The sequence below is a fragment of the Pseudoalteromonas sp. CO109Y genome (genome assembly GCF_004208935.1).
GTDB classification, from domain to species: domain Bacteria; phylum Pseudomonadota; class Gammaproteobacteria; order Enterobacterales; family Alteromonadaceae; genus Pseudoalteromonas; species Pseudoalteromonas shioyasakiensis.
In genome coordinates, this window is record NZ_SGPD01000030.1 from 175734 (window position 1) to 196579 (window position 20846).

Annotated in this window: 27 protein-coding genes; 24 read left to right on the forward strand and 3 right to left on the reverse strand. The window is 43.3% G+C overall.

The genetic code is table 11. The features are described 5' to 3' along the window. Positions 1-122: 122 nt before the first annotated feature. Positions 123-365 (reverse strand): ogr/Delta-like zinc finger family protein, encoded by a 243-nt coding sequence (locus tag EXT43_RS12705; RefSeq protein WP_240701499.1) that lies wholly within the window; start codon positions 363-365, stop codon positions 123-125. Between the two features lie 124 nt (positions 366-489). Between EXT43_RS12705 and EXT43_RS12710 the strand changes: the two genes are divergently transcribed. Continuing rightward, a complete protein-coding gene (locus EXT43_RS12710; protein ID WP_130167128.1) occupies positions 490-804 on the forward strand; it encodes a hypothetical protein in 315 nt (104 codons plus the stop codon). Between the two features lie 32 nt (positions 805-836). Here the strand turns inward: EXT43_RS12710 and EXT43_RS12715 are convergent, their stop codons facing one another. Then, on the reverse strand, positions 837-1859 hold the full coding sequence (locus EXT43_RS12715) for a phage portal protein (protein ID WP_130167129.1): 1023 nt from the start codon (positions 1857-1859) through the stop codon (positions 837-839). Then, a complete protein-coding gene (locus EXT43_RS12720) occupies positions 1838-3613 on the reverse strand; it encodes a terminase family protein (RefSeq protein WP_130167130.1) in 1776 nt (591 codons plus the stop codon). Before EXT43_RS12720 ends, EXT43_RS12715 begins: the two co-directional genes overlap by 22 nt. A 131-nt stretch (positions 3614-3744) precedes the next feature. On the opposite strand from EXT43_RS12720, the gene EXT43_RS12725 reads away from it, so the two are divergent. From EXT43_RS12725 to EXT43_RS12830, 23 genes are all read left to right on the forward strand, one after another. Further along, positions 3745-4746 (forward strand): GPO family capsid scaffolding protein, encoded by a 1002-nt coding sequence (locus EXT43_RS12725; RefSeq protein WP_240701500.1) that lies wholly within the window; start codon positions 3745-3747, stop codon positions 4744-4746. Positions 4747-4790: 44 nt separating this feature from the next. Then, positions 4791-5819, forward strand: a complete 1029-nt coding sequence (locus tag EXT43_RS12730; protein ID WP_130167131.1) for a phage major capsid protein, P2 family — start codon at positions 4791-4793, stop codon at positions 5817-5819. A gap of 72 nt (positions 5820-5891) precedes the next feature. Further along, positions 5892-6479 (forward strand): hypothetical protein, encoded by a 588-nt coding sequence (locus EXT43_RS12735; protein ID WP_130167132.1) that lies wholly within the window; start codon positions 5892-5894, stop codon positions 6477-6479. A gap of 2 nt (positions 6480-6481) precedes the next feature. Next, complete coding sequence (gene gpM / locus EXT43_RS12740) at positions 6482-7138, forward strand: phage terminase small subunit (RefSeq protein ID WP_240701501.1); 657 nt, start codon at positions 6482-6484, stop codon at positions 7136-7138. A gap of 108 nt (positions 7139-7246) precedes the next feature. Then, entirely contained in the window at positions 7247-7696 is a 450-nt protein-coding gene (locus EXT43_RS12745) for a head completion/stabilization protein (protein ID WP_130167133.1), read from the forward strand. After that, entirely contained in the window at positions 7693-8175 is a 483-nt protein-coding gene (locus EXT43_RS12750; RefSeq protein ID WP_065978207.1) for a phage tail protein, read from the forward strand. The genes EXT43_RS12745 and EXT43_RS12750 overlap by 4 nt, the downstream gene beginning before the upstream one ends. Next, on the forward strand, positions 8172-8828 hold the full coding sequence (locus EXT43_RS12755; RefSeq protein WP_130167134.1) for a phage virion morphogenesis protein: 657 nt from the start codon (positions 8172-8174) through the stop codon (positions 8826-8828). Before EXT43_RS12750 ends, EXT43_RS12755 begins: the two co-directional genes overlap by 4 nt. A gap of 4 nt (positions 8829-8832) precedes the next feature. Further along, a complete protein-coding gene (locus EXT43_RS12760) occupies positions 8833-9939 on the forward strand; it encodes a DUF2586 domain-containing protein (protein ID WP_130167135.1) in 1107 nt (368 codons plus the stop codon). A gap of 11 nt (positions 9940-9950) precedes the next feature. Further along, positions 9951-10400 (forward strand): phage protein, encoded by a 450-nt coding sequence (locus tag EXT43_RS12765; RefSeq protein ID WP_130167136.1) that lies wholly within the window; start codon positions 9951-9953, stop codon positions 10398-10400. Positions 10401-10412: 12 nt separating this feature from the next. Further along, positions 10413-10613: a TraR/DksA C4-type zinc finger protein gene (locus EXT43_RS12770; RefSeq protein WP_130167137.1), complete on the forward strand. Its 201-nt coding sequence runs from the start codon at positions 10413-10415 to the stop codon at positions 10611-10613. Between the two features lie 4 nt (positions 10614-10617). Beyond that, positions 10618-11178 (forward strand): pesticin C-terminus-like muramidase, encoded by a 561-nt coding sequence (locus EXT43_RS12775; RefSeq protein ID WP_130167138.1) that lies wholly within the window; start codon positions 10618-10620, stop codon positions 11176-11178. A 2-nt stretch (positions 11179-11180) separates the two neighbouring features. Continuing rightward, the gene (locus EXT43_RS12780) at positions 11181-11570 is read left to right on the forward strand and encodes a 3TM-type holin (protein WP_130167139.1); all 390 of its coding nucleotides are present in this window, start codon (positions 11181-11183) and stop codon (positions 11568-11570) included. After that, positions 11570-11812, forward strand: a complete 243-nt coding sequence (locus EXT43_RS12785) for a hypothetical protein (RefSeq protein ID WP_130167140.1) — start codon at positions 11570-11572, stop codon at positions 11810-11812. Before EXT43_RS12780 ends, EXT43_RS12785 begins: the two co-directional genes overlap by 1 nt. A 50-nt stretch (positions 11813-11862) precedes the next feature. Then, entirely contained in the window at positions 11863-12126 is a 264-nt protein-coding gene (locus EXT43_RS12790; RefSeq protein WP_130167141.1) for a putative phage tail assembly chaperone, read from the forward strand. A 41-nt stretch (positions 12127-12167) separates the two neighbouring features. After that, positions 12168-12311: a hypothetical protein gene (locus EXT43_RS20700; protein ID WP_165385104.1), complete on the forward strand. Its 144-nt coding sequence runs from the start codon at positions 12168-12170 to the stop codon at positions 12309-12311. 3 nt (positions 12312-12314) lie between these two features. Beyond that, the gene (locus EXT43_RS12795) at positions 12315-14069 is read left to right on the forward strand and encodes a phage tail tape measure protein (protein ID WP_130167142.1); all 1755 of its coding nucleotides are present in this window, start codon (positions 12315-12317) and stop codon (positions 14067-14069) included. Continuing rightward, a complete protein-coding gene (locus EXT43_RS12800; protein WP_130167143.1) occupies positions 14066-14398 on the forward strand; it encodes a DUF2590 family protein in 333 nt (110 codons plus the stop codon). The genes EXT43_RS12795 and EXT43_RS12800 overlap by 4 nt, the downstream gene beginning before the upstream one ends. A 2-nt stretch (positions 14399-14400) precedes the next feature. Continuing rightward, positions 14401-15597, forward strand: coding sequence for a baseplate J/gp47 family protein (locus EXT43_RS12805; protein ID WP_130167144.1), 1197 nt, complete (start codon positions 14401-14403; stop codon positions 15595-15597). Beyond that, positions 15594-16226, forward strand: coding sequence for a phage tail protein (locus EXT43_RS12810; RefSeq protein WP_130167145.1), 633 nt, complete (start codon positions 15594-15596; stop codon positions 16224-16226). The genes EXT43_RS12805 and EXT43_RS12810 overlap by 4 nt, the downstream gene beginning before the upstream one ends. A 13-nt stretch (positions 16227-16239) precedes the next feature. Continuing rightward, complete coding sequence (locus tag EXT43_RS12815; protein WP_130167146.1) at positions 16240-18567, forward strand: phage tail protein; 2328 nt, start codon at positions 16240-16242, stop codon at positions 18565-18567. Between the two features lie 4 nt (positions 18568-18571). Then, positions 18572-19063 carry an adenine glycosylase gene (locus EXT43_RS12820; protein ID WP_130167147.1) on the forward strand — a complete coding sequence of 164 codons (492 nt, stop codon included), beginning with the start codon at positions 18572-18574 and terminating at the stop codon, positions 19061-19063. Further along, a complete protein-coding gene (locus EXT43_RS12825) occupies positions 19063-19752 on the forward strand; it encodes a hypothetical protein (protein ID WP_130167148.1) in 690 nt (229 codons plus the stop codon). The genes EXT43_RS12820 and EXT43_RS12825 overlap by 1 nt, the downstream gene beginning before the upstream one ends. 2 nt (positions 19753-19754) lie before the next feature. Beyond that, a complete protein-coding gene (locus EXT43_RS12830; protein WP_130167149.1) occupies positions 19755-20516 on the forward strand; it encodes a hypothetical protein in 762 nt (253 codons plus the stop codon). Positions 20517-20846: the final 330 nt, after the last annotated feature.

Below are 20846 nucleotides of genomic sequence, written 5' to 3' on the forward strand. Positions count from 1 at the left end.
CTCATAGATGGGGTTGTGTTGAAATCAAATGCTCTTGTTGTTTCACATATATTTTTTGTGCTCTTGTCTTATATTGGTATCTACTTAAGCCGGTTCATTTTTTATAAAAAGTTATTTGGCTTTTAAAGTCCAATCAAACTTAGTTGCTCTTCTTTTGGTAGTTTACTTATCAATGATGCAGCAAGTTGTGCCGTAGTTTGGCGTGGTGGGTTTAAGTAATGTTTAAATGCCAATGTACTAACAAACGTTGCCCCACAGTTTTTAACGTCAGTGCATGAAACATAAAGATCAGCTACATGGGTCGATTGATTTTCTCTTGATGAAATAGTCGCGTTACTACCACAGTTCGGACACGTTACCCGCATAATCACACCAATATAAATTAACAAAACAATAACTGTAATTATATACAGTGTTGATCAGGTTTCCAAAAAGAGTTTAACTATTCAGTAGAATGATAAGTGTAATTTTACTTTAAATGGAGTTGCTATGAGTATTAGTTATGGTTGGGAAAAGCTGTATTTGGCAATTGATTGTCTTACTAGTGAAGGAGATCAAACTAGTAGACTGATAGATGCTGTCTCATTTAATTTAGCGCAAATCAGGTCAGAGAATGACTTACCAGAAAATCTAAAACAGCGATTTGATAATTTAATGGAATCATTTAGAGCAGTTCAGCCTACACAAAATGAAGGCCTGTACAGAGCAACAATAAATTCTTTCAATGCAATGGAAAGAAAAGCTGCTGTTGAAGAAATAATAAGTTTATACACAGAAATGTCTAAACATAGAGAATTGATATAATTTTAAGGCGCGAATTTAGGCGCCTTAATATATTAAGCTGCTGGCTCTAAATCAAACTTAAGTTTTAACTTGCTGCTTATTTCAGGATCTTGTTCAACCGCATCAACCATATTTTTGATTAACGGTTTAGTCTCGTTTTTAAAATACATGGCATCGTATTTAGTAGGGTCGCCAAGGCCAGCAGTGTTAGATGGAATAATGCCAGATAAGCCAGGTGGAAAACGGTGAGCGTTCAGCACATCTTGTGCTGACACGTTCTTAACGTTCATAAACTCATCTTTACTTTCAAAGTTACCGACAGGGATTATTTGTAAGCCTTTTTCTTTACCGTTAGGAATGTTCACGAACAACGAGCGGAAATTTCCCACGCCCTTACTATCCTGAATTTTCTCTTTGATATCGTCTTCAACTTCAGGGTCTAAGTTAGGATCAGTGGCATACATGATAAACCCCATGTGCGCGCCATTGATGTAGTATTTACGGCGAAATAGGGTCGCATCTTCATTTAAAAGCGTAGCTTGTAAACCGCCTAAGTAATCAGGGCAACCATATACTTGTTGAACAGGATCATACTGTTTAATCCAAATGATATCGCGGGCCTTATACTTTCTTACTTGATTGTTACGCTCAAGCACTACGGCGCCACCATCACCAGTCGCTCGAGTGCGATAACTTGGCAACGGAAATAATCGCACCGGTTGCTTAAAGCCGTTGCGAATTTTAAGTAAGGCCACATCACCAAATTGCACTAGATTTAAAAATGCAGCCTGTACTTGTTGGGCACTCATGCCACCCGATATAAAACGGCCAGCTGCCATATTGGCACGGCTTACTACAATGCCGCCGTGCTGCGCATTGCGGCGAGTAAGATTTGCTAATAAATGACGATCTACGGGCGGCTCCCAATAACCGTCCATATCGTTATAAAACAGCGAGTCATAATCGGTTAGCCACATATCTGGCATAACTTGTTCAGGTAAGCTAAACACAACGGGCGCATTTTGTTTACCTTGTTGATCGTTTGGCTGGTCAGTTAGTTGTTCTGCATGGTCCATCGTGATTTTCTCTTAAATGCGTGGTTAATCGGTTCGTTGATCACGGCATGACTTATTGCAAAAAATACGTCTGCATGACCTGTGGTGTTATCGCGGCTGGCTTTAAAGGTAATTGCGCCACCTGTCTCTGTGCTGGTTTTACGAATGGCTAGGCAGCTCATGGCAATGTCTTTGTGTGATGCATCCCATTCAATCCGGTTTGCTTCTACTAAGTCGATCATTTTAAGCACTAAACGAGTTTTGCTGGTTACGCTGTAATGAATAGCTTGGGCTTCGCGCGGGTAGAGGGTTTCTATTGAATCAAATACACCTGCACCAATGCCTGTGGTATCAACACCAATATAAGTGACGCGATACTTTGCGTATATTTTTTGAATCTCACTTACATGGTGAGCGAAGTTCATCCCGCGCCAGTAGTGTTTTTCGAGTACACGGAATTTTTCACCGTCTTTTTTAGGTGGCGCTACCACAACTAATGTGGCGTTATCGCGGGTGCGTGAAGGATCGTAACCTAGCCATACCTCGCGGTTACCAAATGGCTGTGCTGCACTTGGTTTGTGATCTTGCCAACGGGATGCATCGACCATGCATTTTTCAAGGTCGCTGAATTTAAATATACTGTCTGCATCATCAACAAAGATGCACATAAACAGGTTATTAAAGTCATCGGCGTTGTATTCATCGCGCAGTTCGTCAATGTCAAAGAGGTCACAACCCCCGTTTTGCGCATCAACAATAGTTACTACATAGCGCCATTGTTTGTCTGGGCAGAGCCTGCCGCCATCGCGTAAATCATCAAAACTAGGAAACTCGATTTCTTCACGTTCAGCACGGCCTTGTCGCCAGTGATCACCCGTCCAAAAGGTATAAGCAGGGTGTGCTTTTGTAGACGGCGTTGAAAAGTAAGTTTTACGCCACTTTTTATGGGTTGCCATGGCACTGGCAAGTTTATTGAGCTCGTTAAACTTACCTATCCAAAAATACTCATCTATATAAACATGGCCGTGGTAACTTTGCGCCGTTTTGCTATTAGTACTTAAGAACCGTAGCTCAGAATCACCGAGTTTTGTGTGTAATATAATTGGGTTACCGGTTAACTCAATTTCAAAGAATTCTTGAGCAATAGCCACAATGTAACTGCGGAAAACCTCAGCTTGCGCACGACTGGCCGATAAGAATATTTGCGGGTCGCCACTTAACACCGCATCTTTAAATGCTTCACCTGCAAAGTAATAGGTTGCGCCAATTTGACGGCTTTTAAGAATGTTTCGAATACGTTGATGCAAGTTTGCATGCATCGTTTTTTGGTATTCAAACAGTGAGTCGTACCAGGTGCCAAAATCTTCTTCGGTTAAATGGCTTACATCATTTTTACGTTTGCGGCCTTTTGGCTTTGAGTTGCTTTTACCGCTTGGTTGATTTGAGTTGGCCTGACTATTTTGAGGTTGCGGATTTTTTGCAGCTTCTTCTTGCGCACGTTGTTTTTTAAGCTTTACATGCTTTTCAATAAGCATGTCGAGTTCTTTTATTTGATTACCTGTCTTATCGCTAATATCAGTTAAACAAACAATGCGCCTTGCAATGGCTTCATCGACTTCTTCTTCACGCAGTAAGTCGCGCCAGCTATATTTATCAGCCCAGTAATAAACAACACGATCATTAGGCAAGTCTAATTCGCTACGAATTTCACTTGGTGTGTAGTGTCGTAAATAAAGCCGCTTTGCTGCTTCGCGTATTTCCGGTGAATAAGCCATTTAGGTGCTAATTACTCATGTAAAAATTGATAACTAGCGACAGTGTATTCATTTATAATAAGCTTATAACTGACTAAAAAACCTACCTTTTCCTAGAATCTCAATCTAGGAATTTCTAAAAATCAAACCGAATGAAACGCCCATTTTTTAGGGCTATGCTGCGCTTAAATATTGGTTTTAAGCAACACGGCAAACAAATGGCAAAGCAATCAGGTTGGGTAATTGCAGCAACAGAGGGTGCAACGGTAGACGGTCGCACCATTTCAAAAGAGTGGATTAATCAAATGGCCGAATCATATTCGGTTGATGAATATACCGCGCTTATTTGGCCTGAGCATTTTCGTTCAAGTTGGGGACCAACTGAGGGTAAAAACTGGGGCACTGTTGACGAAGTTAAAGCCGCTAAAAAAGGTGGTAAGTTACGACTGTTTGTGAAAATTACCGCTAACGACTATCTGCTTGCTGCAAACAAAGACGGCCAAAAGCTGTTTATGTCTATTGAGCCAAATCCCGACTACAAAAGCGAAGGACGCTGTTATTTACAAGGCCTTGCCGTTACCGATTCGCCAGCTAGCTCTGGTACCAGCCGTTTAAAATTCTCAATTGGTGACAATGAAGCTGAACATGAATATAGCCAGCTTGAAGCGCTTGAACATAGCGACTTTGTTTTCACCAGTACAGAACAAAAGGCAGATATTACAGCCGACAAGCAAGAAAAAGCGCTCGGCCTGTTTGCCCAAATAGTTAAGTTATTTTCTACGGATCAGCAATCAGTTGATCAACAAGATGAAATCACCGAGGAAGAACCCATGAAACAAGAACAGTTTGATGCCCTAATGGGTAAGTTTGAAGGATTAGAAACCAAGGTGACAGACCTTGAAACTAAATTCAGCAAACCGCCAAAAGGCGAAGAAAAGCCACCAAAGGCCGAAGAAACCCCGCCTGCTGCAGAGCCAGAAGCTGATAAAGGCGCAGCAGGTGTCACCTCTGAGCAATTCAGTCAGCTTTTAGAAAAGATGGATGGCGTTAGTCAAAAGGTATCGGGCCTAGAAACCAAATTTAACGCGCTTAGCCAAGAGCAAGAAGACCAAGAACCTAACCCATTAGGCGGCGAAACCGTAGACCTGGTTTAACCCAGTTCTTCTTTTTATTAATGCATAACAGAGCGAGATAAAGCATGCACTTAAATCAAACAGCCGCTGGGTTCTTACAAAAATACTCGGTGCAAGTAGCAAAATCATTTGGTGTAGAAGACGCATCACATAAGTTTGCTATTTCTGACCCAATGGAAACAAAGCTTCGTGCCGCGCTTTTAGAGTCGGTCGAGTTCTTACGCATGATCACCACCATGCAGGTGGACCAAATTAAAGGCCAAGTTGTAAAAGTAGGTAACTACGGTATTGCGACAGGTCGTAAAGCAGGTGGCCGCTTTACATCAGAGCAAGGCGTTGATGGTCATACCTATGAATTGGTTGAAACCGATTCATGTTCGGCAACAACATGGGCGCTGTTATCTACTTGGGCCAACGCCGGTAACTTAAATGAGTTTATGAAGCTCATTAACCAAAATGCCACGCTACGTTTTGCACTCGATATGCTGCGCGTTGGCTTTAATGGTGTGTCAGCAGAAGCGACAACAGACCCAGTTGCCAACCCGAATGGTGAAGACGTTAACAAAGGCTGGCATCAAATTGTTAAAGAAAAAGCGCCTGATCAAATCATGACAGACCCTATTTACTTTAATCCTGATGCAAGCGCTGAGCTAAAAGATGGCGAGTACAAAACGCTAGATGCCATTGTTACTGAGCTTAAAAATACGTTTATTCACCCATCATTACGCAATGACCCGCGTTTAGTCGTGCTAGTAGGTGCAGACCTAACAGCCACAGCACAAACAAAATTGATGAACCAGGCAGACAAGCCAAGCGAAAAAGTCGCTGCCCAGCAGATGGATAAAAACATTGGTGGTATGCGCGCTTATACGCCGCCGTTCTTCCCGGGTAAACGTATTGCCGTAACGATTTTAAGCAACTTGCATATCTATACGCAAAAAGGCACAGCACACCGCAAAGCCAAAGATGAAGAAGACCGCAAGCAGTTTGAAAACTCTTACTGGCGACAAGAAGGCTACGCAATTGAAGAGTTTGAAGTGTACGCCGCAGTTGACGAAGCAGCCATGAACATTGGTCCTGCACCAGCAGCTTAATCGTTAATTAAAACCTGTTGCTAGGCCATTAACCGCCTAGCAACGCATACCAATTAAAAGTAGGTAAATGCCATGAGTGCCATTGCTGATTTTAAAAAACGTCGCCTAGCTGCAAAAGCTGAAGGCGAAAACAAAGCTACAACGGGTAATTCGCAAATTACCATTGCTCAAGATAACACTGCACTTAAATTGCTAGCGAAGTTATTGGGTTGTGACGAGTCAAAAGCGATTGAAACCGCTCAAGAGTATGTTGATCAGAACATCACATTTTTTGAAAAGGGCTTTGATCCTGCCAACGGTGAAGAACAAACCGTGTTTGCAGAAGTAACGCTTGATGATGAAAACAATGTTGAAAGCGTTGAACTAAAGCACGTTGAAACTACAGCAGATGAGCTTAACACAAGCATAGCCAATGTTGACGATGCTGCAGAGTCATTTGCTGAAAGTGCTGAGCAAGCAAGTAGTGCGGCAAGCAACATTGAAAGTGCCGCCGATAAAGCCAGCGATGCAGCCAGCGACCTAGCTTACAGCGCCGATGATATTAACCAAGCAAACAGCGAGTTAAAGGAAACGGTTGACGAGCTAAAAAAGCCGTCGGAGGAGCCAAAATCCTCCAATTCAAAGAGCAAAACGCAGCAAAAAAACAGCTCGAAAAAGTAAGCGTGTCGGGCAGTGGTGAATATGCACCTAGCCTACACCTACAGCTAATTGAATTAGACGAAGACTTAAAACGACTAAAAGGCTTTGTGCGCCGAGCTGACAAAATAGCTCATAAACGCGATGTATTACTGCCTAAGTGGTTACCGATTGTTGAAGACTACTTAACGAAAGAAGGCAAACAAAATGAAGACAACCCGATTTTCTCGTATTGCACTGTATGGCTGTTTGATGTTGGCAACCTCAGTCGCGGCATCGAGCTTGGACAACGCGCCATTGAGCTTAACCAGCCCATGGTTAAAAGCATTCGCCGCCAGTGGCCTGGTTTTATTGCCGACACTGTTTTTGATTGGGCGCAAACGCAAGCAGATAAAGGCCACAGCATTGAGCCTTACTTTGGGCAAGTGTTCAAGCTTGTTGCGGATCATTGGAAATTACCTGAGCAAGTTACGTCTAAATATTACAAATTTGCGGGCCTTGCGTTATTGCGCACGAAAAATGGCGAAGTTACGCCGTCACATGTTGGCGACTTGCAGCGCTTACAGCAAGCCGATGGCTATTTAGCTAAAGCGCAGGAACTGCATAAGCACGCACAAGTTAAAACCGTAAGAAACAAAATAGCGATGAGAATTAGAGCACTTGCTGAGCTTAACGCACAGTAAGCAAACCGTCTCCAAACCCTCCAGTGCATTAGCTGAGTGTTTTAAAAGGCGACTTTTAAATAATCACTGTGACGCTAACTGCACTGACCCTATGCAAAGGTAAATGGCATGACATTCGGATTTGAACATACAGCAGATGACAGCATTGAAATTGATGCTGATAGCGGCTGGCCTGTGCTTAGCACAGAAGAGTTCCGTAATCATCGCCGCATACCTGAATATTATGAAGAAACGGTAATAGCTGATTCGCTCAACCGCAGTGTGTTAGAGATTCAACAGCAAATTAATAATTATATTGCGAAAGGTAACACGGATGTTTCTTTCACCCTGATTGATGGTGTGCCGCAGTTTAGCCAAAGCCAAGAAAGTGTTTACCGTGGCGCCGTTTATGCCCGCTCACATAGTGATCTTATGGGGTACTTTTCGGCAGTTGATCAAAAAGAGACGGGCAATAACAAAGCAGAAGACGTTGAACAGCAAAATCAAATTCTAGCGCAATCAAACCGCAGTATTCGATTATTGCTTGGTCTTGGCCGTGCGGGAGTGCATTCGCTATGAGCCAAACTATTAGTCAGTTACAGCAAGTATGCGAGTTTTTAGTTGCCAGCTTAAATGGTGCAATTCGTAAGAACAATATTGATGCTTGGCAAGAGCGCGGCAAGTTAATCATTTGCAATTCAGATCAAGGCCAAGACGGTTATTTAGTGGCGAGGTGGAAACACACAGCCATTATTGCAATTGAAAAATTCCCACATAAAAAGGTTAACCCTTACAACCTGTTTGCCATGGTATGTGCGTTTTTAATTGATAGCGAGTGGCAGCGCGACGAATTCGGTTTAGATGATCCCGAAATAGACATTGATTTAATTAGTGATGACAACGCCACGGTACTGATTGAATTAGAACTGATGGATGACATTGAGCTTATCCCTGATGACAACGGGCCAGTGCAGTTTAATGGTGGTCGTTACTATGTATCGCTTGCACCAATTAACGTGGCTGAAAATGTCGATGTTGATGTAGTGGGGCGCGCATGAGCATTGTGATCACCCCAAACAAACGCCAAGCACTTAGTGCTAAGCACCAACTACAGCTTTTAGCCTTACCAGCGGGTAAACGAGTGCGTGTATTAAAAACACTCGGTCGTCACGAACGAGCGCTTGCTCGTAAGCGTATTCGCACTCAAACCACGGTAGATGGTGAGAAGTTTACGCCGAGCAAAAGCGGCAAAAAAGGCAAGTTACTTAAACGCATGGGCCGAACACTTGAGCCGTATGTGAAAAGCAGCAACCGCTTAGAGCTAAAGCACAAAGCGGGTTTAACTGGGCGAATTGCTGCCATGCACCAAGAAGGTGGCACCGAGCGAATGACAGCTAGCCGAATGGCACGTATTCACGGTAAGCCGGATTACAAAGCGCCGTGTACTCGCGGCCAAGCCAAAGCGCTGTCAGCTGAAGGGTTCAAAGTACCAAAGAGCAAGGGCAAAGGTTACCGCCGCGCCAGTGTTAAAGAGATTCAAGCGAGTTTAAATCACGGTAAAGCAACCTTGATGCTAAGCATATTACGTGACGAAAAACAGCGTAAAAGCTGGGATATCCCTGTTGATGCTCGACCATTTTTAGGTGACACCACCATAAACGTTCAGCGCGAACTCGCGCAGATATTAAACCAACTCAATAAACGAGGATAAGCCAATGCCACTCGGTAAAGTGCAAGTTAACAATTTGAATTTAGGGCAAGGTGACATTGAAGGTGTCGAACGACACTTCTTGTTTGTTGGCCGTGCCGGTTCAGTAGATGAAGAGAGCCAGCTATTTAGTGTTGGTGCACAAACAGATTTAGGTGATGCGTTTGCTGATAGCCCATTGCGCGACATTCTTATTGCCGCTCAACTTAATGCAGGCCAGAACTGGACAGCGGCGGTTTACCCGCTTGCCGATGGCGAAGATCTACTTGAAGCGATTGACCGCGCAAATGAGGTGCAAAGCTTTGAAATTGTGGTGGTGTGTGACGAGCAGAACACTAGCGCAGGCCTTACCGATATCCATGACCACCTAACATCACTACAAGCCAAATTAGGTCGTTTTGTTTCTAGCTTAGTTGCGTTACCTGGCATTGATGTAGCAACACAAACATGGGCTGCGTATGAAGCCGCAACCATTGCTATTCAAGATGGTATTGCCGCGCATTTAGTGGTGCCAGTGCCACAGCTACACGGCAATAACGTGGGTGTATTAGCTGGCCGATTATGTGACCGCAGCGTAAGCATTGCAGATAGCCCAATGCGTGTGGCAACAGGCAGTGTGTTAGGGCTAGGCGATGCACCGGTTGATACAGACGGCGAGCCATTATCACTTGCCACATTAGAAACACTGGCCAATAACCGCATGAGTGTGCCGCAGTGGTATAGCGACTTTGAAGGTATGTATTGGAGTGATGCACAAACGCTTGATGCAACGGGTGGTGACTATCAATACCTTGAACACTTGCGCCCAGTACACAAAGCCAGCCGACAAGTGCGCGTATTAGCGATTCGTCGTGTTGCTAACCGTTCGCTTAACTCAACACCGAACAGCATTGAGTTAAACAAAGCGTATTTTATGAAGCCGCTACGCGAAATGAGTAAAAGCACGACTATCAATGGGACGGCGTTCCCGGGTGAAATCACACCGCCTATTGAAGGGGATATCACGATTGAATGGACCAGCAATAAAAGCGTGGTGATTTACCTTATTTTGCGCCCATACAACAGCCCGAAAGAAATTACCGTCAACATCATGCTTGATTTAAGCAGCAACTAGGAGCAGTCATCATGCGTTTATCTGGAATGAATTTTAACGTCAACTTAGGTGACATTATGGTGCATGTGGACACGGCCACGTTATCGATCACAGATAACAGCGCTGTATCACAAACGGGCGGTGTGCCCGATGGTGCGGTTGATGGTGATGTATCGGCAAATGGTGAGCTGTCAGTTAATGCAAGTAACTTTGCACTTATCTCAGATGCAGCTAAGAGCGCCGGTTCTTGGCGTGGTATGGAACCGTTCGACATCATGTTTTACGGCAAGACCTCAAAAGACGAAATGAAGGTTGAAGCATTTGGTTGCCGCATCAAGCTCAGTGACATTTTAGACATTGATAAAAAAGGCGGGCAAGCAAGCTTATTTAAAATCCCGTTTGATGTAACGAGCCCTGACTTTGTTCATATCAATGGTGTGCCGTACTTACGCCCAGACGAAATCGAAAACATAGTGCAGTAAAGGTGAGCGTGAATGGATTTTATTGATCACCTAGTTATTGCACAGGAACGCGCTGAACAACGCTTTGTTGATCAGCGATTAAAAGGACTTAACAACAGCCACAAACTCAGTGCAACGGAATGCATTGAGTGTGGTGACCCAATACCAAAAGCACGGCAAAAAGCAGTACCAGGTGTACAGCGCTGTGTTCCGTGCCAAGAGTTGAGCGAGTAGCAATATGAACAATATCAAAGTTAATTACAGCTTCATTTCAGAGCTAGAAGGTGGCGCACAACTAAAAGGCTATGTGCCTGATGCAGCTAATTCTAAGTCGGGTGTAACGATTGCAACGGGCTTTGATATTGGTCAGCGTTCGCGTGAAGACTTAGAGCGTATGTTTTTTATCGCACGGCCTTCATTGATAGATAAGTTATTACCGTATTGCGAGCAACATGGTGAACACGCTCAGATGATGCTGAACCTAATGCCGCTGAAAGTGAGTGAAGATGAAGCCACCCTGATAGATAAGTGCGCAAAGTTTGAGTCGATAACTCTATTAGCTGACAAATACAACAAGCATTCAGTCATCAAATTTGAGCAACTACCAGAGCCCATGCAGACCGTGATTGCATCGGTTGCGTTTCAATATGGTGATTTATCTAAACGCTGTCCTAAGTTTTGGCGCACGGCCATAACACAAAACACGCAAGCCATGATTGATGAACTTGTTGATTTTGGTGATAGATATTCTACACGCCGTTGGCGTGAAGCTAGGTATTTAGAGCAGGGAGTAAATTGATCATGGGTTGGTTTTCAAACTTAGTGGGCGGTAATCCGATTGAAGCGATTGGCAAAGCAGGTGATGCGTTATTTACATCTGATGAAGAGCGCCAACAGCTAAACAATGATTTAGCAGAAATTAAGCAAAAACCTCTGTTAATGCAAGCGCTAGCTAATACTCATGCAGCACAACACCGCTCAACGTTTGTGGCAGGGGCAAGACCTTTTTTACTGTGGGTGTGTGGCTTTGGCTTTTTATTTACTTTCTTAATTAATCCAATTTTGCAGTGGATTTGGCCAGACGCAGGAACGCCAGAGCTACCGACCGATGTAATGATGGAATTAACACTCGCTTTACTTGGCCTAGCAAGCTTAAGGACAATCGAAAAAGTAAAAGGAGTAGCTAAGTAATGGCAGAAATTAAAACCGAAGGTTGGCATGTAAAAAAAGAAGTGAACATTGCGCATGTATTAACGACCTTGATTGTGATTGTTAGTGGCTTCTGGTTTTTTGCTGATTTAGATAAGCGCATCGATACCAATGCACAAGAAATAAAGCATCAAAAAATGATGCGCGCAGAGTCACAAAAGATGTTTGAAAAGCGCCTAGATAGTATGGATGCCAAGCTAGACAAGTTGCTAGAAAAAATGTGAAGGCATAAACAGTTTAAAGACTATTAATTACCCAGTTTGAGGAATAAAGCATGAACCAGATCATTACCCTAACCATTGGCAGTAAAGAATTTAAATTCAATGTAAGCACCAATGATTACAACGGCTATATCAACGACATTATGCCGAATAACAAGGTCGCACCTGCGCACAATCTAGTGATGCGCACAGTCGATGAAAGTAATAAAAAAGAGTTGCGAGAGTTAATTGATAAATCACCAGGTGCAGCACTGCAAATTGCAGGTTTATTGCAACAGGAGTTCGCGCCAGCGCTTGAGATCAGCGTAAAAAAATAGACGCGCTGGTTGAAGCCATTAGCAATAACCCGCTTGAGCAAATGTTGACGTTTCGTCGTCATCTTTTACCGCATGAAGATGACAGCGAACATAACTTAGCAAGGGCAGCATGGCTGATAAAACGCCAGCGTGAAGATTTAGAAGCCATTGTGATTAATGCAGTTAGCAAAGCCTTTGGGGGGTAGTAAATGAGTTTACCGCAGCCACTTATGTTTACAGTGGGGTTGATTGACCAAATCACAAAGCCCATTGCAAAAATAAGCCATAGCTTAAATGGCCTATCAAGTGACTACCAAACGGGCACCATGAAAATGGCGTCAGGTGTGGCAGGCATTGCGGCCAGCGGTTACGCATTACAAAACGCACTTATGCCCGCCATTGAAATGGATCGGGTACTGGGTGAAGTTAAATCTCTCGGTGTGCGTGAGTCTGCATTAAAGCAATTAACGGATACCTCTTATCAATACGCCCTTAAATATGGCAAATCTGCCACTGAGTTCGTGAGCTCAAGCTATGACATTCAAAGTGCGATAGCAGGACTTAATGATGCTGATTTATCAGCGTTTACGATGTCGAGCAACGTACTTGCTGCGGCGACTAAATCAGATGCAGCCACCATCACTAATTACATGGGCACCATGTACGGTATTTTTAAAAACCAAGCCGAAAACATGGGTAAAAGTGCATGGGTTGAACAAATAACAGGAATGACGGCGCAATCAGTACAAGCGTTTAAAACGACAGGTAGTGAAATGTCGGCGGCGTTTACTTCTCTTGGCGCTGATGCAAATAGTGCAGGCATTGCTGTGAATGAACAAATGGCAATTCTTGGTACATTACAAGCGACGATGTCGGGAAGTGAAGCGGGGACTAAATATTCTGCGTTTTTAGCGGGGGTAGGTAAAGCACAATCTGCTTTAGGACTGACCTTTACTGACAGCCAAGGGCGCATGTTGCCTATGGTTGATATTTTAACAGAAATTCGTAGCAAATATGGTGATGTGATTGATGTTGCCGAAGGTGATCAACTTGCCAAAGCCTTTGGTTCAAAGAACGCTGTATCAACCATCAAGTTATTACTGACAGACATTAATGGCCTGAATGACTCGATTAATTCACTCGGCCAAGTAAACGGCATGCAAAAAGCCGAAGAAATGGCAATGGCTATGACTGACCAAAGCGAACGGTTAGCACAAAGCTGGTATGTGATTCGTGCGGCATGGGGCGCAGCCATCTTACCCGCCTTTAATGATTTTGTGGGGCTTATAGCGGATATGGGCACCAATGTTGTGTGGTTTACTGAGCAGTTCCCAACTCTAACGCGTTGGATTGGCTATGCAGCGGTTGCAGTATTGGGGCTTGTTGCGGCAGGCGGTTTGTTCACGGTGATCATGGGCGCGAGCAAAATGGCTATGGTCGCATGGGGTGTTGCGGCAATGACATGGACAGGGATCACCACAGCATTAAGCGCGGGCTTAAGCACCTTACGCAGTGTGATGTTTGCTTTAAATATTGTGATGTATGCAAACCCGATTGGCTTAATTGTAGCGGCTATCGCTGCGGCCGTTGTTGCAGTAGGGGCGTTGATTTATTACTGGGACGACTTAAAAGCTAGCTTTGCGGATATTAGCTGGATCAACGTTTTACTAACTGGTCTTGAATACGCATGGAAAGCGGTTGAAGTGCTATTTGCACCACTATTGTGGGCGCTTGAAGAGTTAGCCGACCTAGCAGGAATTGAACTTGATACCAGCTTTGAGGGTATGAAAAAAATGATAGGCGTTGAAGCCATAGCCCCCCTTGAAGGAAAAACCGTAAAAGGCGGAATAACCCAACAGATCAGTAACGCCAACCAACAAAAATCAACCTCTGTTGGCACTGTGAATGTGTACCCAGCAAAAGGTGATAGCAGTTACATGAACTTTGTGGAGATGCATTCATGAGCCTTTATCGTGATCTGCACATTGAAAGTGGTGAAGTGGTGTTAGATGCAGGCCACAACCCGCGTTATTTAGCTGACCGTGATGTGATAGCACAAGATATTGTGCATGCCATTTTAGATACAGGCCTTGCCAATTTACTGGTAAGTGACAGAGGAACGAGTGTGACGAACGACACTAAGACCCGTATCAAGTTATTGGTTGAAGATGATGAGCGGATCATGCCTGGCACGGTACAAGTGACCGAAAACGAAATTAAAAAAGGGCAATGGTGGGTGTATGCAAAAACCATTGAGTTTGGTGATATTTCATCGTTGATCATAGGGGCGTAGTGATGGCTGATGAAACAGCGAACATTGACTTTAAGCGCATTGTAGAAAATGCGGGTATTCCAACCACTGAAGAGGGCTGGAAAGCCTTATTCAAAGAAGACGTTGAAGCAGAGGGCAGCATTATTGCAAATGACTCGCCGTTCTCACCGTTCTGGCGTGTGATCACCGCAATTATTGCAAAGCCGGCTAACTGGATAGTTAACAAAGTACTGATTGAAAATATACTACCAAACCTATTTTTGAAAACTGCTACTGACAGCGCATTTATAGAAGCGAAGGCATGGGAACATGACCTAACACGCAAAAATGAAGAACGTGCACAAGGTAAAGTGCGTTTCTATCGTGCTGCTCAAGCTGGTCCAAGCTTACTTATAAGCGCTGGAACAGTGATACAGACAGATGCAATCAACGGCACGGTGTATCGCGTGCTAACAATTGACGATGTAATTCTGCCTGAAAACCAAGGCAGTATTTTAGTGCCGGTTATCGCTGAGTTCGCAGGTGCGGCGTATAACTTAGGTGCAGGCTATTACCACATATTACCCGAGTCGGTCACCGGAATTAGCAACGCACTTAATGATGATCAGTGGCTTGATATTTTGGGCGCTGACGCCGAAACAAACGAAGAATTAAAACTAAGAACCCGCAACGCATTTACAGCTGCGGCACCTTGGCATATTGATGCGGTATACCGCGCTATATTGACAGAACGAAGCGGTCTGGACACTGACAATATTTATTTTGAGCACGATGCGCCACGCGGCCCTGGTACTGCAAATGCGTTTATTTTGTTAGATACAGGTGAGCCAAGCCAAGTACTTATTGATGACTTAAACGACTATGTTATGGCAAAAGGTTACCACGGCCATGGTGATGACTTACTGGTGTTGCCGATGCCAGGTGTTGATGTGGCTGTTGCAGTCACGATTTATCCGCATACCTATTTACTTGATAGCGAAGTAACAACATTACTCAACGATGTTGAAAACTTTATCCGTAGTGCATTTAGAGAAAACACTGATTACTCAGTCACACGAACAAAACCACAAAGCAGATTTAGCTTTAGTCGTTTAGGCCAAGAACTGCATAGGGAGTTTGAGGGAATCGACTCATTGAGTTGGGGGCAAGGTGATATTACCAGTGAAAATGACGTTCCGCGCTTGGCATCATTAACAGTAACAGATGGTAATGCGTCATGAACATAGATTGGGAAGCCCTCACCAAAATGCCGTACTGGCTAGCGCGGCCAGCAAGTGAGCTCGATAAGTTACGCAAAGGCGCGGTGCGATTTTGGCAGCGTGTAAGTGAAATGCTTACATGGCCTGCAAAGCAGCTAGACCCAATGACCGCAGAACTAGCCCTTGTGCATTTACTTGCATGGGAGCGAGATATTACGCAAATCCCAAATGAAACAGAGCAAACCTACCGAATCCGCGTTAAGTACGCGCTGCAATTTGCTAAAGGGGCAGGAACGCAAAGCGGCTGGTATTTCATGTTTGAGAAATTAGGCACACCGTGGATCACCATCGATGAGCGTGTGAGTGAAGTCGATTGGGACGTAGTGAGCTTGCAATTGTTGGATTCAGATTTAGCAGAGCGAAACCACCTAATTGACAATATTTGCAGGCAATACGGTCGAACGACTCGCCGCTATGAATACAGCACTATTGCAAGCATGCCGCTTGTCGCACCCCCTAATGACTTTTCACATGAAAACTTAACGGGGTTTGCAAAGTTAAGTGACGACATGAGTCCTAAATTAGGGCTAGCGGTAATGGACAACGAATCACATTTTATTATTGCAACAAATAAGCAGCTTATTAGCTAAAAGAGGAATTAACATGGCTTCAATTATTACAATCGCAGGTGAAAAACTTTTTGCTGCTAAAGCACAAGCTAATGAGCAGTTAGATATAGATACGTTTATTTTTGCAAATGTACCCGGACAAGATGCAACAGCACCGATTAGCCGGGAAGAGGGTTTACCAAGCAACTATATAGTTCATCAACAAATCGTTCAGCAAGTTGGCCGGATTAATGACAACGTAGTGGTGTATTCGACGGTTCTTGATAGTGTGACAGGCCCGTTTGAATTTAACTGGGTAGGTTTGTATTCATCAGTGAACAACACTTTAGTTGCTATCAATCATATTCCGACTACACCAAAAACCGTGACGGCTGACGGTGTTGCGGGTAATACCTTAAACCGTAACTTTGGTATTGAGTACTCAGGTATTGCTGATCTTACAGGTATTGATGTTGCACCGGAAACTTGGCAGTTAGATTTTACTTCTAGGTTAAGCGGAGTAGATAAGCTAATTCAGAATTTAGCTTCAGATATTAATGGTAAGAATTGGTTCATTGGTGATGGTTTTAAAGTTGTGGAAAGATCAACTTTAAATTCATTCAAAGTACTTGCTGGCACAGGTTATGTGAACGGGCTAAGAGTAGAATTACTGGAAGATCATATTATTGCAGTCGAAGACTACCCTAAGGGAGTTTATCTAGAAGCGTGGTTTGATGGTGATGCAAGTAGTGTGTGGCAACCTAGATTTAATATAAATATTTCAAATAACCTTGATGAATTCACCGATGAGCACGATAAAAAACACTACATAACAAAAATTGCTGAAATTAATCAATATAACAATGTTCAAGATTTAAGAAAAAAACCTACAAGTACAGAAGCAATTAAAAACGAAATAGATAGCCATATTAATGATGGCAAACATAACGCAAATTCAATCGGCTATAGAATTGGTGATTCATTAGATGATCTACAACGCGCAGCAATGGTTTATGAAAAAACGATTAATATTAAGATACCAACAGATTTTAGCGACTTGAATGAAGCCCTCAATAGTTTGAGCGGTGTTTCAACATCAGGAAAAACTGAGATTGTTATCAAAATAGAAAGTGGTCATAGGCTGACTAAAGGGATCAGTCAACATGGCAGAGATTTTTCTGATGTCAGAATAGTATCTGATGATGAAATTGTGTATCTAGATAATGATTTTGTTGGTGCAGATACTAGTAATGTACCTTCAGGGATTCTTGGTGAGACGCCTAGGGCACCATTAATCTTTGGATATAGAACTAAATTACCAACATTAGACTGCATCATTGATATGGAAAATAATCACGGTACTGGTATTCAAATGGCTGAAGCCGAGTGTGTTGTTAGCCAAGGTAAAGGGATTATTAATGCGGGCTTTAGAGGAATTCAAGTTCATGGGCGAGCAAACATTTATGGCGCAAACTTTAGTGGTTCATCTGGTATAGGTTTAAGAATGCAACAAGCTTCTAGTTGTAACGCCAGAAGTGCAATATTTGATAATTGTTGTAAAACACTTGAGCAAACTAATTCATCAATTTATGCATCACGTGGGTGTATTCTAGAGTTTAGAGGTGGTTCAGCAAAAAACTCGGGTGGTTTTGGTTTAATAGCAAGAAGATCACTTGTTAATGCAGATGATGCTGATGTAAGTGGCGCTGCAAAAGGTGGCATATTTGCAGAATCACAGGGAGCAAATGTTTCATTCTCAAATGGGAACGCACTGAATTGCGGATCATCTTCAGCTATTTATGCAGCAGCAGGTGGAGTAATTTGCGCTTACGCGGCTAAATTGTCGAGGCCAAGCGCACCACAGGCAACAATAAACCTTAATGGTGGTCAAATTTGGGTGAATGCAGGAACAGCAATAGATGGTGTGACAGGTGAAGAGATAATAATTCAGTCCTCTAATGCTAAATACTTAAACGCATTTTTTGAACGAGGCTGCATCATTTTCAATGATGGAGTAGGAACATTTGAAATTGGTGAAAATGAACTTGGCAAATTTGAGAAAAAATCAAATGGACAATTAAAAATTTGGACAACAAATGTAATCAATTTAGATTTAGGGCCAGAGCAGTGGAGTGGGCAATTACAACTTCCTGATTTGCCACATCCATTTTTAAATATAAATAATGTTGAAATATCGGTTGTTGGTAGAACCCAAGTTGATGCTGGAGGTTATAGAGTTGCGGTTTCTAGCTGGCATCGCCTGGTACCCAATACAAATGAATTTAAGGTGAAAAATGAAGGTGTAGAATTAAGCGGTGACGGGCAAAATATGGCAATTAAGTGCATTGAAATGAGAATGTCTGTCGAAGGTACTTGGAGATAGATAAATGCTAACTCTTAACTCGCTATCAATCGATCTAAAATCACTTCGCATCACGGCAAGCCAAGAGCTTGCCAGCGAAGATGCAAGCGGGCAAACCTCAAACACGGACAGCGCTGAGACGGGCATGAAAGCGAAAATGCTGACAGTGTCAGGACTAATCCCTTTTAAAAACGCACAAACACTCACTGATTTATACAACATGGCAGAAGCGACAGAAGCTGGCGCCCGTGTAATTTACAGAATTAATAATATTACTGCTGAAGCAATTGGTATTAAGCAAGTACGCTTTAGTAGCAAGATTGAAGCAGTCGAGCAAGAAACAACACGCCAATGGATGGTCACCTTTACCCTTGCTGAGTATCGTTCTGTACCGCAAAAAGTAGAGGAACGAACCGCTGAACCTACCGCGTTAGAGCAGGGCGGTGCTAGCAATATTCGATACGCTAATTTACAACAGCACTTAAAAGAAAACTTAGCTACCTTGAGGACTGTATAATGGCGGGTCCAAATGCCAGGTTTATTTCACGCGCGTATGTAAACGATCAGAAGGTGGAATTAAAAGACCACTGGATAGTGCTAAATGACTCAGCACCTGGTACGTGCCAGATAAATGTAAGGCAACCAGCAACAAAGCTCGATACTGTAAAAGTCGATCTTGGTTGGGGTGACATGGTCGATCGTGTCTTTAATGGCTATGTTGAGCGTGTTTTACCCAGCGTAAATGGCTGGTTCACGCTATTTTGTCGCGAATGGTCATCAGCGCTCATGTTTAATTTAAGTGTGATGTTACGCCATGCCACAATGCGCCAAGTATTAAATGAAATAAGCAATCAAACGGGTATCGAGTTTGTGATACCCGATAAACCATATTCGGAGTCAGCCGCACCGTGCTTTTATAGCGATGGATCAGGGTTGTCTATGCTCGATAACATTGGCCGAATTTATAAAATTAGTGACTTTATTTGGTATCAGCAGGGTAATGGCAAAGTATTTGTTGGCAGTTATGCCGATTCGTTTTGGTCAGATAAGCCCGTCACAATTGCCACATCTTTAATGACAGAGCATCAAGCGGGTAAGTCGGCCATGATGCCAGCTGCACCCATGGTTCGCCCGCATGTAATGGCGAATAATGAGCGCCTGAGTAAAGTTGAATTCAAAGAAACAAACATGACGCTAAGTTGGTAACTATGGAAAAAGTAATTCATCGTATCGTGCGCCGGCTATTTCCAGAACTAACTAATCAGTTACATTTACCACGTTGGGGAAAGGTCGTTGCATTGCCGGAACTACCGACTGAAGAAGGGGAAAGAGGGAGTGACCCGTTTTACCCACGTTATGCGGTTGATGTTCAATTATTAGATGAGAACGGAACTGAAACCAAATCAAAAGTTTTACAGGCCGTGCCGCTACCTTTACCAGGCGCAGGAGATAAAGCAGGCCGATTAGAACCACCTGCACCAGATAGCATAGTCGAATTAGGCTTTGCTTATGGCCGTGCTGATAAACCATTTATTAGAACCGTTTTACCTTTTGGTTGGGACTTACCCGCAATCAAAGAAGGTGAAGTGAGAACACAGGTTCGTGAGGGTGTGTATCATCATATTGATGAGCAAGGAAACTTTGAGAATAAAACTGATAAGTCATTAAAAGACATTATTGGTGAACTAGCGAAGCTTGAGTGCAAGGCTCGGCAAGTAATTGCCACAGAAGAGCAAACACATAAAAGCCCCAAAACATGGATAGGCAGTGAAAGTGAGAATGTACTTAAATTATTGTCAGAATTAATGGCAACAGTTCGAGCATTGGCAAATACATGTGCAACACATACACATAAGGGGGTTGCCACTGGCACTGGCAAGACAGAAGCACCAGAACAGGCTGGTGAATTTAGTGGTCAAGCATCCGAAGCCGAAGAACAAAAGGGGAGGCTAGACCCAATAACCAAATAGCACCACAGCCCAATAACCAAGCCCAGTTACCCGCTGGGCTTTTTAGTGCCTGCAATACACTGCAGTAAAGTTATCATCATCTATGTTGGCCACAAGCATTCTGGTCACGTAATTCAGCACCACGCAAAAACTTTCTCACGAAATCCGGACTCTTCCTTACCCTCCTGCGAGCTTTTTGGTGCAGTTTTTTTTCAGTTTTTGAGTACTACAGTTCATACCGCCAGCCAGCGCAGTATATATAGTTCTTAGCGGATCAAAGATCTGAAAAGATCGAAATTAATTTCAGTGTTTTGCAGTTTTGAGTTGTTTAAAACGTCATTTATATGACGT